Source organism: Amycolatopsis sp. NPDC059235, assembly GCF_042754125.1.
GTDB classification, from domain to species: domain Bacteria; phylum Actinomycetota; class Actinomycetes; order Mycobacteriales; family Pseudonocardiaceae; genus Amycolatopsis; species Amycolatopsis albidoflava.
Window position 1 is genome coordinate 84,264 of the sequence record NZ_JBHZAG010000018.1, and the last position, 12,238, is coordinate 96,501.

The following is a 12,238-nucleotide window of genomic DNA, read 5'->3' on the forward strand; positions in this document are numbered from 1 at the left end:
CGCGAGACCTCGGAAGAGCGGTTCGCCGCGTGCGGCCGGAATGTCGGTCCCGGCGAGTAGGGTCGCCGCCGATGAAGATCACGAGCGCGCCGCTCGTCGCGGCGGGACGCGCGCTGGGGGAGACGGTCGCCGGAGGCGGCGGGCCGGCCATCGCGCCCGGCCGGACGCACCAGGCGCTGACCGGGCTCGCGGCGGTCGTCGCCGGGGTGCTCGCGTTTTTTCCCGCCGACCGCGCGAACGAGGGCACGCGGGTGCTGGCGGCCGCGCTGACCATGTTCGCGGTCGGCCTCACCCTGGTCCGTCCGTTGTGGGCCTGGCGGGTGCTGATCGTCGTCGTGGGCTGCGCGGACCAGCTGTACGGGATCCACGCCCGGTTCGGCTGGCCGTGGAGCGAGGGCCTCGCGTTCGCGGCGATCCCGGTGCTCGCCGCGGTCGGCCGCAACCACCGGCCGGGCGTGCTGGCGTGGGTCTGGCTGATCTCGACCGGGGTCAGCGCCCTGCTGGCGAATGTGCGCGGCGAGCTGGTCGTGATCTCCGTGCTGCTCGCGGTGCCGCTGGCGTTCGGCTGGCTGGTTTCGCGGCTGCGCGGCGCCGAACGCGACCTGGAGGCGGAGTCCACCCGCCGGGCGGTGCTGGAGGAGCGGGCCCGGATCGCCCGCGAGCTGCACGACGTGGTCGCGCACCACATGTCGGTGCTGGCCATGCGCGCGGATTCCGCCCGCTACCGGTTCCCCGGCCTCGACGACGGGCTGCGCGAGGAATTCCAGTCGATCCAGGACACCGCCCGCAACGGGATGACCGAAATGCGCAGGCTGCTCGGGCTGCTGCGCGCCGGGCAAGCCGGCCAGGAGACCGAGCCCCAGCCGGGAGCCGAGCAGATCGGGCAGCTGGTGGAACGCGTCCGCGCGGCCGGCACCGAAGTGCGGTTCGACCTGCGCGGTGATTGCCGCGGCCTGCCCGAGGGCGTCGGGTTGTCGGCCTACCGGATCGTCCAGGAAGGGCTCAGCAACGCGGTGCGGCACGCGCCTGGCGCACCGGTCGAGGTGGTGGTGCACGTCGGTCCGGGACAGCTGCGGCTCGTCGTGCGGGACACCGGCGCCGCCTCGAGCGCTCCGGAGGACACGGCGGGCCGGGAGAAGCACGGGCTGCTCGGGATGCGGGAACGGGCGGCGGCGCTCGGCGGTACTTTTTCCGCGGGACGACGGGACGGCGGCGGGTTCGAGGTCGTCGTGACCGTCCCGCTGGACTAGGGGGACAGCCATGGCGGTGACAGTGGTGATCGCCGACGACCAGACCATGGTCCGGCAGAGCTTTCGCGCGGTGCTGGACGCACAGCCGGACATCGAGGTGATCGGCGAGGCGGCCACCGGGACTGAGGCGGTGGCCGCGTGCCGTGCGCTGCGCCCGGACCTGGTGCTGATGGACATCCGGATGCCGGACCTCGACGGGCTGGCCGCCACCCGGCTCGTCCTCGGCGACGGCCGCGACGCCGGGCCGCGCGTGCTCGTGCTGACCACGTTCGACGCCGACGAGTACGTCTACGGTGCGCTCAGCGCCGGTGCCAGCGGGTTCCTGCTGAAGGACTCCCCGCTGGACGATCTGGTCGTCGCGGTCCGGATGGTGGCCGCGGGCAACGCGCTGTTCGCACCCGCGGTCACCCGCCGGGTGATCGAGGGGTTCGCCGGGACGCGGCCGCCGGCCCAGGACGTCGGCAGGCTGTCCGAGCTGACGGCGCGCGAACTCGAGGTGCTGCGGCTGATCGCGCGCGGACTGTCCAACGCGGACATCGCCGCGCAGCTGGTGATCGCGGAGCAGACCGCCAAGACGCACGTCAGCCGGGTGCTGGGCAAGCTCGGCGTCCGCGACCGCGCGCAGGCGGTGGTGCTGGCCTACGAGGCGAAGTTCGTGGTGCCGGGCCAGTGATACCCGGGTAGCACTCGCCGCGAGGGACGCTACCGGGGGAGCAGCCGAAGACGGCTCCGCGGACCGACGATTCCGAGGCACTGGTCTCCCTAGCTTTCCCTTGTGCGCCAAGAGAAAAAGATTCTTCTCGGGCTGGCGGCAGCGATCGCCGCGCTGACCGGGATCGCCGTCGTCCGCTGGCTCGGCGGCGCACAGCTCGGGGTGGACAGCGCGGTGTACCGCGCCGGTGCGCTGGCCGTGCTGCGCGGACAGCCGCTCTACGAGCCTCTCCTCGCGCTCGACCCGAAGTCCGCGCTGGAACTGCCTTTTACCTACCCGCCGAGCGCGGCGTTGCTGTTCCTGCCGCTGGCCGCGCTCCCGGCGCAGTTCGCGTGGTTGCTGCTCGCGGTCGGTTCGGTGTTCGCGCTGTGGTCGGTGTCGCGCCGGTTCGCCCGCGCACGGCCGCTGCTGGCGCTCTGTCTCCTGCCGGTGCTGGAACCCGTGTGGCGGATGATTTCGCTGGGCCAGGTCAACGGCGTGCTGATGGCCATGGCGGTGCTGGACGCGCTGCCCGCCCGCGACCGCAAATCCGGCGGTGTGCTGATCGGGCTGGCCGCGGCGGTGAAGCTGACCCCGCTGATCTTCGTCCCGCACCTGTTCCTGACCGGCCGCCGCGCCGACGCGTGGCGCGCGCTGGCGACCTTCCTCGGAGCGAGCGCGGCCGGGGCGCTGATCCTGCCGGGGGACTCGATCCGGTACTGGACCTCGGCCATGCTGGACAACCGCAACGCCGGAGCTGTCGACTGGGTGCTCGACCAGTCCCTGCACGGGATGTTCGCGAGGCTGGGCACGACCTCGCTCGGCTGGTACGCGGCGGCGGCCGCGTTGTGCCTGCTGGCGGGTGCGCTGCTGGTCCGCGACTTCCACCGGCGCGGCGACCCGCGGGCCGCGCTGCTCGTGACGGCGGGGTGCGGGCTGCTGGTGAGCCCGCTTTCGTGGACGCACCACTGGATTTGGGCAGTGCCGCTGGTCGGTCTTCTTTCCGGCAGGCGGGCCGCGCTGATCTGCGCTGGAGCGGTTTTCAGCGGGGTCGCGCTGATGCTGGTTCCCGAGGGCGGGCACCGGGAGCTGTCGTGGAATCCGGTCGAGACGGTGTTCGGGAACGCTTATGTGCTGAGTGCGTTGGCCGTCGGCGCGGTGCTCATTGTCCGGCTGGCGCGGGGGTCGTTTGCCGAGCCGGGGCGGCGAGCGCGGCCAGCGCGACGAGTTCGGTGAGCGCCATCCCGCGTTCGACAAGTCCCAGCGGGATCAGCAGCCACCAGTGCTGTCCGGTCATTGCTGCGACCGCGACCGCGCCGAGGATCACCGCGAACCACGCGAGCGACGCCACGGCGAGGGCGCGGGCGAGAAACCGGCGGCGCGGCGCGTCCGGGAAGACCGTGCGCGCCGAGATGAGCACGGCGAGCGGAAGGCAGACGAAGGCGACCACGCTGGCAATCCGGTGCAGGGTGCCGCCCGCGCCAGTCGCCGCGGCGTTGGCCCAGTCGGTCTTCGGGAACGCGACGATCACCAGCAGCCCGGCTGTCCAGAACGCTCCGAGCACCGCGGCCAGGACCGGCAGCCGTCCCTGCAGCCGCAGGACGGCGAACGCGACCGCCGAACCGGCCGCGACCAGTACGACGGCCAGGTCGAACACCCATTTGTGGTCCGACAGCCCGTATTCGCTGATGGTCCGCCAGGTCGCGCTGATCTCGTCGGTCGGCGGCACCACCTGCAACAGCAGCATCAGCACGGCGCCGAGCGCGAGCGCGCCGATCCCGGCCAGCGCGAGCACGGCGGGGCGGCGGTCAGCGGACACTGTTGTCATGTACTCAGAGTGACACGTGCCGGATATGTCCCCGGTGAGTCAGGCCGCCCGGCCCGACCCGGTGACCTGCGCCCGCACCGTGCGCAGCGCGTTGTGGTCCACAGTGGACGGTTCGGCGGACAGCCAGCCGCCGATCTCGTGCAGGAACTGCTCGGGCGTCATCGGCGGGCCGGGTTCGCCGTCCGGTTCGGCGGTGGTGACTTCGCCGTCTCGGCTGGGGTACACGATCATCGCGCCGCGCAGCGCGACGCCGGGCAGCAGTTCGCGGTAGCGCTCCAGGCTTTCTTCCAGCTGCGTGCCGCCGCCGCGGAACGGACGTCCGTTGCGCAGCAGCCGCCCGTCCTCGGCGGTTTCGTAATGCCCGGGCAGCCACAGCTTCGACTCGACCAGCACCAGGCGTTTCCCGCACAGCACCGCATGGTCGACGTCGGCGAACACCGAACCGGGCCACGCGAGACCGTGGAAGATGCGCGCGCCGGGCAGCCGGGTCAGATACCGCTCCAGCAGGTCGGCGGTGAGCTGTTCAGCCAGCTCGTCGGCTTCGGCGCCGGGGGAGCCGAACACCGCGCTGCCACCGAATTCCTCGGCGAACTCGTGCCGAGCGCGACGCGCGGACAGGAAGCCGCGGGCGAGCCGGTGCACGAGCAGCGCGGTGCCCGCGGTGAGCGCGAGCCAGACGATCAGCACCGGCGGCGTGAAGTCGATCCCGGCGAGCAGCGGCAACAGCACCAGCACCGCGCCGGCGACCGCCGCGACGACCGGCGTATGCCCCGGTCCGCGCCGCCGGCCGTGCCGCATGCGCGGGTCGGCCGCGGCGAACGACCACCACTCCAGGCTTTCCGGATCGATGTCCGGCGCCTCCGGGCGGTAGCCGGGCTGCTCGCCGAATCGCCGCCGGGGCCGGGGTTTGGGCACCGAGGCGGCCGGGACCCCGGCGTCGTAACGAGCGCGTTCGTTGGGGTCGGCGAGCGTGTCGTAAGCCTCGCGCAACAGCTGGAAGGTGCCGACGGTGCCGCCCGCGTCCGGGTGCAGTGTCTTGGCCAGCCGACGGTAGGCGGCCTTGATCTCCGTGGGGGACGCGGTTTTGCCCACGCCGAGTACCGCGTAGTAGTCGGGCACGGTTCGGGTTCCACCTCCGGACGGCTGCCCGCGCAACGATATGGGGTCGCCGGGGCGCGGTGCCATCCGCCTCCGCGGCGCGCCGGAGTGAACGCTAGTTCCGGGCCAGCCACTCCTCGCGGCGGAGGGCGTACTCGACGGCGTGGCGGTCGTCGCCTGGCGCGAAGTAGTCGGGGTCGTCGGAGACGAAGTCGCGGATGTGCCGGAGCCCGATCGAGGCCATGGTCGCCTGGGAGGCTTTGTTGCCCACGGCCGTCCCGGCGAAGATGCGGTCGAGGCCGACGTCGCGGAATCCGTACCGGAGCAGTTCGAGCGAGCCTTCTTTGGCGAGTCCTTTGCGCCAATGTCTGCGAAGCAGGCGGTACCCGAGTTCGGCCTGTCCCGGCGCTTCGGCGGGGCGCAGGGCCCAGTAACCGGCGAAATCGGCTTCGCGGAACCCGGCCCAGCAACCCAGGCCCGGGGTGGTGCCCGCGAGCAGTTTCCGAAGCGCTTCAGCGGACTGCTCCCGAGTCCGCACGCCGCCCAGGTAGCGCATCACTTCCGGGTCGGCGGAGAGTTCGACCTCGTGCTCGAGATGTCCGGCGGACAGCGGGACCAGCCGGAGGCGCTCGGTGTGCAAGATCGGTTGGGACATCAGGCGAAGTTCCGGGCCAGCCAGTCTTCGCGGTCGACGGCGTACTCGACCGCGTGCAGGTCGGCACCCGGGGCGAAGTGCTCGGGGTCGGCGACGAAGTCGCGGATGTGCCGGAGCCCGATGGCGGCCATGGTTGCCTGGGAGGCTTGGTTGCCCGCTGCCGTCCTGGCGTAGACGCGGTCGAGTCCTAGGTCGTGGAAACCGTGGCGGAGCATCTCGCCAGCGCCCTCTTTGCCGAGTCCTTTACGCCAAAACCCGGGAAGCATCCGGTATCCCAGCTCCGCCTCGTTCGGGGCTTCGCCGGGGCGCAGGGACCAGAAACCGGCGAAAGCGGCATCGACGAAGCCGGCCCAGCAACCGAGGCCGCGACCGGCGTACGCGAGGGTTTTCCGGAGCTCGTCCGCGGACTGCTCCCGGGTCTGCACACCGGTCAGGTAGCGCATCACCTCCGGGTCGGCGGAGAGTTCGACCAGGTGCTCGAGATGTCCGGCGGACAACGGAGCCAGCCGGAGGCGCTCGGTCTGCAAGATCGGTTGGGACATCAGGCGAACGCTCCCGGCCAGGTGGACGACGGGAATCAGTCTCGCAGCCGGGCGGGCGCCTCGTCAGCCGATTTTCCGCCGGTCCGCGCAGACCGCCGCGGATTCGGCGCTTCCCGGCCAGCGGCGCCGTCCGGCCGGAGACGCCTGTTCCCGCCGGGACGCGACCTGTCCGGCGGACCCGCGCCCCACCGTCCCCTTCTCCCACTCCCGCACCGGTTTCGGCAACTTTCCGGACGCAGCCCTTCCGCACCCCGTTCATCTTATGTTAAGAAGCTTTACTAACTATTGGATGGAGGCACGACGTGAGCTCACCCACCCGCCCGGGGGACTCCGCGACCCTTCCGGGGAACGGTCTCGAACGCCGGATCGGGCCGCTGCAGGCGACCGCGATCAACATGACGCAGATGTGCGGGATCGGCCCGTTCGTCACCATCCCCGCGATGGTCGCGACCATGGGCGGCCCGCAGGCGATGTTCGGCTGGATCATCGGCGCGATCATCGCGCTCGCCGACGGGCTGGTGTGGGCCGAGCTGGGCGCGGCGCTGCCCGGGGCCGGCGGCACCTACATCTACCTGCGCGAAGCGTTCCAGTACCGCTCCGGGCGGCTGATGCCGTTCCTGTTCGCCTGGAGCGCGGTGCTGTTCATCCCGCTCATCATGTCCACCGGCATCATCGGGCTGGTCCAGTACCTGGGCTACCTGGTGCCGGGCGTGACCGACGCGGGCGGCGTCACCCCGCTGGGCAAGGTCATCGGCATCGGCCTCGTCGTGCTGATCGTGCTCGCGCTGTTCCGGCGGATCGGCCAGATCAGCAAGCTCACCACCGCGCTGTTCCTGATCATGCTGTTCGCCGTCCTCGCGGTGATCATCGCGGCCTTCTCGCACTTCGACGCGCACCAGGCGTTCGACTTCACCCCGGGAGCCTTCGGCTCGGGCGGCGCGTTCTGGTCCGGCCTCGGCGCGGGCCTGGTCATCGCCGTTTACGACTACCTCGGCTACAACACGAGCGCGTACCTCGGCGGCGAGGTCCGGAACCCGGGCCGCACGCTCCCGCGTTCGATCATCTTCTCCATCCTCGGCATCATGACGCTCTACTTCCTGCTGCAGGTCGGCGTTCTCGGCTCGACCCCGCTGGAGGAGATCAAGAACGCGACGTCCGTGGCGTCGTCGGTGCTGGAGCAGGCGTGGGGTTCGGCGACCGCGAAGATCATCACCGTCTTCATCGTGATCGCCGCGGTCGGTTCGGTGTTCGCCGGCCTGCTCGGCGGATCGCGGGTGCCGTTCGAAGCCGCGCGCGACAAGGTGTTCCTGCCGGTGTTCGGCAAACTGCACCCGAAGCTGAACCTCCCGACCGCGGGCGTGCTCGCGATGGGCGCGATCACCGCGATCGGCTCGCTGTTCACCTTGACTGACGTGATCAACGCGGCGGTGACGGTGCTGGTGATCATCCAGTCGCTCGCGCAGGTCGCGGCGATCGTGGTGCTGCGCCGTCGGCAGCCGCACCTCAAGCGGCCTTACCGGCAGGTGCTGTACCCGGTGCCGACGATCATCGCGCTGGTCGGCTGGGTCTACGTGTACATATCGGCCAGCTGGCTTTCGATCTGGCTGTCGATCGGCTGGATCGTTCTCGGGGTCATCGCCTTCCTGGTCTATGCCTCGAAGGAAAAGGTGTGGCCGTTCGGTCCCAAGGAAATCCGCGAGGCGTTCGCGACCCAGCCCGCGGGGGTGGAGTCGTGAGGAAACCGCTGATCGCCGGGATCGCCGCGCTGGTCCTCCTCCCCGGCGTAGTTTCAGCCACTGCTTCGGCGCAGGAGCCGGAAGCGGCGGCTCGCCCGCAAGGCCCGTCGGCGATCGGCCTCGGCGGCTGGCAGGTGCTGACGACCGCGCAGGTCAAGGACGACGGCCCGGCGGTGTCGAAGCCCGGCTACCCGACGCACGGCTGGCTCAAGGTGAAGCCGGACGACGCGGGCGCGCCGGGCACCGAAATCAACGCGCTCGTGCAAAACGGCAAGTGCCCCAATGTTTTCTACTCCGACAACATGCGCAAGTGCTTCGGCTACCAGACGAAGCGCGGGCCGGTCACCACGAAGCAGTTCAAGGACCCGTGGTGGTTCCGCACCGATTTCGACCCCGGTTTCCGTCCGGGCAAGAACGCGAAGCTGACCGTCCCGGGAGTCGTCGGCGAGGGCGACGTGTGGGTGAACGGCACGCTCGTCGCGGGCAAGGACGTGGTGAGCGGCGCGTACGCGGGCCACACCTTCGACGTCACGAAGCTCCTGCGGCCGGGCAAGAACACGCTCGCGGTCAAGATGTACCCGAACGACCCGAATTCGATGTACACGCTCGACCAGGCCGACTGGGCGCAGATCGTGCCGGACAACAACACCGGCCTGCAGTACCCGCCCACGCTTGAGCTGTCGGACGCGCTGAGCGGCGACAACGCGCACGTCGTGCAGGACAACGCGGCGGATCTGTCGACGTCCTCGCTGACCGCGAAGGTCGACGTCACCAACGACGCGGGCACGCCGCAGACCGGCGAGGTCGCCGCGACGGTGACGCCGCCGGGCCGCAGCGCGCCGATCGTGGTTAAGCAGAACGTGACGATTCCCGCGCATGCCAAGCAAACCGTGACGTTCACGCCGGCGAAGTTCCCGCAGTTGAAGATCGTCAAGCCGCAAGTGTGGTGGCCGTACTCAATGGGTGCACAGCCGTTGTACACCTTGGGTACGACAGTTTCGCAGGGCGGCGTGGTGTCGACTTCGTCGTCGGACACGTTCGGGATCCGGACAGTGACGTCGAAGCTGATCGGCAAGTCCCCGGCACTGCCGGACGGCGCGCGGAAATTCGCGGTCAACGGCCGGGACTTCGTGTTCCGCGGCGGCGGTTTCGCGCCGGATCTGTTCCTGCGCTATGACAAGGCCGACATCGCGCACCAGCTCGCGCTGATCAAGAACCTGGGCCTGTCCGGCGTCCGGCTCGAAGGCCACGACATGCCCGCGGACTTCTACGACCAGGCCGACCGTGCCGGACTGCTGGTGCTCGGCGGATTCCTCTGCTGCGACGCCTGGCAGCCGGAACATCCGGAGAAACTGACCGACCGCGACTACCGGATCATGCACGATTCCGCGTACTCGATCGCGCAGCGCGAACGCAGCCACCCCAGCGTGATCACCTACGGCTGGAGCGACAACGAGCCGATCCCGCGGCAGGAAACCGAGACGCTGAGCGCGTTCAAGGCAGCCGACTGGGACGTGCCGGTGATCGCGTCGGCGGAGTACAAGAGCACCAAGACGCTCGGCCCGTCGGGAGAGAAGGAAGGCCCCTACGACTGGGTTCCGCCGACCTATTGGTACGACTCGTCGACCTTCGACAAGACCGACCCGAGCCGCACGAACGCGGGCGGGGCCTGGGGTTTCGCCAGCGAGCAGAGCGCCGGGCACACCGTGCCGACGCTGGATTCGATCCGGCGGTTCCTGTCGCCGGAGGAGCAGGCGAAGCTGTGGCAGGACCCGGCGTACAACCAGTACCACGCGAACTACGAATCCGGGCACGGCGGCTACAAGTTCGGCACGCTGTACACCTTGGACGAGTCGATCGCCCGCCGGTACGGGAAATGGGACTCGCTGGAGTCCTATGTGGAGTCCGCGCAGATCGCGAACTACGAGAACACCCGTTCCCAGTTCGAGGCGTTCCTCGCGCACGCCAACGACAAGAAGAACCCGTCGACCGGCGTGGTGTACTGGCAGCTGAACAAGGGCTGGCCGACACTGCTTTGGTCGCTGTACAACAACGACGGCGACCAGCCGGGCGCGTATTTCGGTGCGCAGAAGGCGAATAAGCCGCTGCACGCGCTGTACGCCTACGATACCGGCGCGGTCGCGCTGTCCAACCTGGGCGCCGCACGGCAGAACGGGATTTCCGTGCAGGCCAAGGTGTACGACACCGCGGGCAAGGTACTTGACGACCAGACCGCTCCGGCGGTTTCGCTGGACAGCCAGGGCGTCGCGACCGGCTTGCTGAAGCCGAAGGTCCCAGCGGAGACGAAGGCACCGGCGAAGGCGCAGGTGTACTTCGTGGAACTGCAGGTGCGGCAGGCCGGGAAGGTCGTGGACCGGAACGTCTACTGGATGTCGACGCAGAAGGACGTCGTGGACTGGGCGAAGACGCTGCAGAATCCGCAGGCGACGATGAGCCAGTACAGCGATCTGACCGCGCTGCGCGACCTGCCGAAGTCGCAGGTCGGGGTATCTGCCTCGACGCGCCCGTCGCGTGGCCCGGACGGCACGGACACCGCGACGACGGTCACGGTCGCCAACACGTCCAAGACCGCGGTCAGTTTCTTCCTGCGCGCGGACGTGCGCCGCTCCACGGACGGGTCCCAGCTGCCAGCCGCGACCTGGGACGACAACGACATCACGTTGTGGCCGGGCCAGTCGCAGACGCTGACCGTCCGCTACCGGGCCGCCGACCTCCACGGCGCCCGACCGACCGTCAGCGTCGACGGGTTCAACACCGGCCGGGTCGTGGTACCGGCCGGTCCGCACCGGGACAGCCAGGGCGCTGTCCCGCCGGTCATCGAGGGGACCCGCGAGTGACATCGGAAGACCTGATCCTGGGCATCGACTTCGGCGGCACGAAAGTGGCGCTCGGTCTGTCCGACCGGACCGGCACGCTGCGGGCGACCCGCCGCCTGGACACCGACGCCGAAGCGGGCGCCGAACAGGTGGTCGCCCGGGCGCTGGCCGCCGCTGTCAAGCTGGCTTCCGGTGCTCAGCTCGCCGCGATCGGCGTGGTGAGCCCGGGAATCGTGCTGCCGGACCGGATCCTGCTGGCCCCGAACGTGCCCGGCTGGGAAGAACTCCACCTGGCCGAGCTGGTGTCAGCGGCCTTCCCCGCTGTTCCGGTCACCGTCGGCACGGACGCGAAAGCCGCCGCGCTGGCGGAATGGACCTGGGGCACCCTGGCCGGTGCCGACCCAGCGGTGTTCCTGTCGCTGGGCACCGGAATCGCCGCCGCGGTCCTGGTCGGCGGCCGCCTGCTGACCGGTGCCAACGGAGCGGCCGGGGAGATCGGGTACAACCTGCGCACCCCTCAAGACGCCGACGGATTCGCCAGCGGAGCGGCGCCGCTGGAGGAAGCCGTCGGAGGCCGGTGGCTGGGCACGCGGGCGACCGCGCTGCTCGGCCGCCCGGTCACGGCGGGGGAGTTGTTCGCCTTGGCGCGGGAAAATACGGAGGCCAAGGAACTGGTCGCGTCGGCTTTGGACGAGCTCTCGATGCACGTGGCCAACCTGGCGATCGCCTTTGACCCCGCGCGGATTGCCGTCGGTGGCGGGTTGGTTCGGTCGGCTGATGTGCTTTTGCCTGCCCTGAGGGAACGTTTGGCGGCCGCGGTGCCGTTCCCGCCGGAGCTGGTGCCTGCGCGGTTTGACCAGGACGCTGCGCTGCTGGGCGCGGTGGCGTTGGCGCTGCGGGCAGAGTGAGACTCCGTGACCGGCGGGGTTGTTTGGACGCTTCGCCGGTCACGGGTACCAAGTATTCGCCGGGTTTCTTGCGCGCCGCTCCAGGCGTCGGGCACCGACACGGTTGACGTGATTGCCCGCGTCTACCAGCCCATGTCCTTGGCAACTTCCTTCTGCGCGGCCGCGATTTCTTCGGCTGTGGACCCGGCGACGTCGCTGTCCGTGGCGTCTTCCCATCGGGACAGCAGGTCGGCGAGCGCCTGTTTCTGGGCGGGGTGGGTGATCGGCACCGTGTCCAGGTCGACTGTCATCAGCCAGTCGAACAGCACCACGGCATCGGCGCGCCACAAGCGCAGGCCGACTGTGGGCAGATCCGAGTCCATGCCGGTGATCCTGCCCGCGATGGCGGTCTCGGTGCCATTCGATTGGCGGCGAATCGCTGACGGCCACGGCGAAGAAGCTTGAGCTGGGGCGTGGCTAGCCGCGCCAGATCCGCCCTTGCACCCCTGGCTGCCCCGCCCAGTGCACTCGCCGCCGCTTCCTCGTTCTTCCTCGTTATCTCTCTGACCGGTCACAACATCCCGCTAGATCCAATCTGGCACCGTCGCGCATCGAATCGTCTCTCTGACCGGTCACAACATCCCGCTAGATCCAATCTGGCACCGTCGCGCATCGAATCGTCTCTCTGACCGGTCACAACATCCCGCTAGATCC

Annotated in this window: 11 protein-coding genes; 6 read left to right on the forward strand and 5 right to left on the reverse strand. The window is 69.9% G+C overall.

Annotation, left to right across the window (positions count from 1 at the left end):
• The first annotated feature begins 71 nt into the window (after positions 1–71).
• The 3 genes from ACFXI3_RS14965 (at position 72) to ACFXI3_RS14975 (ending at position 3,177) form a co-directional block, all read left to right on the forward strand.
• Positions 72–1,250: a sensor histidine kinase gene (locus ACFXI3_RS14965; RefSeq protein ID WP_378399934.1), complete on the forward strand. Its 1,179-nt coding sequence runs from the start codon at positions 72–74 to the stop codon at positions 1,248–1,250.
• 10 nt (positions 1,251–1,260) lie between these two features.
• Positions 1,261–1,923, forward strand: coding sequence for a response regulator transcription factor (locus ACFXI3_RS14970; protein ID WP_344278276.1), 663 nt, complete (start codon positions 1,261–1,263; stop codon positions 1,921–1,923).
• Between the two features lie 102 nt (positions 1,924–2,025).
• Entirely contained in the window at positions 2,026–3,177 is a 1,152-nt protein-coding gene (locus tag ACFXI3_RS14975) for a glycosyltransferase 87 family protein (protein ID WP_378399935.1), read from the forward strand.
• On the opposite strand, the gene ACFXI3_RS14980 is transcribed toward ACFXI3_RS14975, so the two are convergent.
• From ACFXI3_RS14980 to ACFXI3_RS14995, 4 genes are all read right to left on the reverse strand, one after another.
• On the reverse strand, positions 3,104–3,769 hold the full coding sequence (locus ACFXI3_RS14980) for a DUF998 domain-containing protein (RefSeq protein ID WP_378399936.1): 666 nt from the start codon (positions 3,767–3,769) through the stop codon (positions 3,104–3,106). The two genes, ACFXI3_RS14975 and ACFXI3_RS14980, sit on opposite strands and share 74 nt — an antisense overlap.
• A 39-nt stretch (positions 3,770–3,808) precedes the next feature.
• Positions 3,809–4,888 carry a DnaJ domain-containing protein gene (locus ACFXI3_RS14985; RefSeq protein ID WP_378399937.1) on the reverse strand — a complete coding sequence of 360 codons (1,080 nt, stop codon included), beginning with the start codon at positions 4,886–4,888 and terminating at the stop codon, positions 3,809–3,811.
• A 94-nt stretch (positions 4,889–4,982) separates the two neighbouring features.
• Positions 4,983–5,522 carry a GNAT family N-acetyltransferase gene (locus tag ACFXI3_RS14990; protein WP_378399938.1) on the reverse strand — a complete coding sequence of 180 codons (540 nt, stop codon included), beginning with the start codon at positions 5,520–5,522 and terminating at the stop codon, positions 4,983–4,985.
• The gene (locus tag ACFXI3_RS14995) at positions 5,522–6,064 is read right to left on the reverse strand and encodes a GNAT family N-acetyltransferase (protein WP_378399939.1); all 543 of its coding nucleotides are present in this window, start codon (positions 6,062–6,064) and stop codon (positions 5,522–5,524) included. Before ACFXI3_RS14995 ends, ACFXI3_RS14990 begins: the two co-directional genes overlap by 1 nt.
• A 302-nt stretch (positions 6,065–6,366) precedes the next feature.
• On the opposite strand from ACFXI3_RS14995, the gene ACFXI3_RS15000 reads away from it, so the two are divergent.
• From ACFXI3_RS15000 to ACFXI3_RS15010, 3 genes are read left to right on the forward strand one after another with little or no spacing between them, the layout of a single operon-like run.
• Positions 6,367–7,800, forward strand: coding sequence for an APC family permease (locus tag ACFXI3_RS15000; RefSeq protein ID WP_378399940.1), 1,434 nt, complete (start codon positions 6,367–6,369; stop codon positions 7,798–7,800).
• On the forward strand, positions 7,797–10,658 hold the full coding sequence (locus tag ACFXI3_RS15005; RefSeq protein ID WP_378399941.1) for a beta-mannosidase: 2,862 nt from the start codon (positions 7,797–7,799) through the stop codon (positions 10,656–10,658). Before ACFXI3_RS15000 ends, ACFXI3_RS15005 begins: the two co-directional genes overlap by 4 nt.
• Positions 10,655–11,545 carry an ROK family protein gene (locus ACFXI3_RS15010; protein WP_378399942.1) on the forward strand — a complete coding sequence of 297 codons (891 nt, stop codon included), beginning with the start codon at positions 10,655–10,657 and terminating at the stop codon, positions 11,543–11,545. The genes ACFXI3_RS15005 and ACFXI3_RS15010 overlap by 4 nt, the downstream gene beginning before the upstream one ends.
• 122 nt (positions 11,546–11,667) lie before the next feature.
• On the opposite strand, the gene ACFXI3_RS15015 is transcribed toward ACFXI3_RS15010, so the two are convergent.
• A complete protein-coding gene (locus ACFXI3_RS15015) occupies positions 11,668–11,907 on the reverse strand; it encodes a hypothetical protein (RefSeq protein ID WP_378399943.1) in 240 nt (79 codons plus the stop codon).
• Positions 11,908–12,238 lie beyond the last annotated feature (331 nt).

Excerpts from the sequence above, each read along its gene's own strand:
- ACFXI3_RS14965 (WP_378399934.1), top strand. The coding sequence starts at position 72 with ATGAAGATCACGAGCGCGCCGCTCGTCGCGGCGGGACGCGCGCTGGGG.
- ACFXI3_RS14970 (WP_344278276.1), top strand. The coding sequence starts at position 1,261 with ATGGCGGTGACAGTGGTGATCGCCGACGACCAGACCATGGTCCGGCAG.
- ACFXI3_RS14980 (WP_378399936.1), bottom strand. The coding sequence starts at position 3,769 with ATGACAACAGTGTCCGCTGACCGCCGCCCCGCCGTGCTCGCGCTGGCC.
- ACFXI3_RS14990 (WP_378399938.1), bottom strand. The coding sequence starts at position 5,522 with ATGTCCCAACCGATCTTGCACACCGAGCGCCTCCGGCTGGTCCCGCTG.
- ACFXI3_RS14995 (WP_378399939.1), bottom strand. The coding sequence starts at position 6,064 with ATGTCCCAACCGATCTTGCAGACCGAGCGCCTCCGGCTGGCTCCGTTG.
- ACFXI3_RS15015 (WP_378399943.1), bottom strand. The coding sequence starts at position 11,907 with ATGGACTCGGATCTGCCCACAGTCGGCCTGCGCTTGTGGCGCGCCGAT.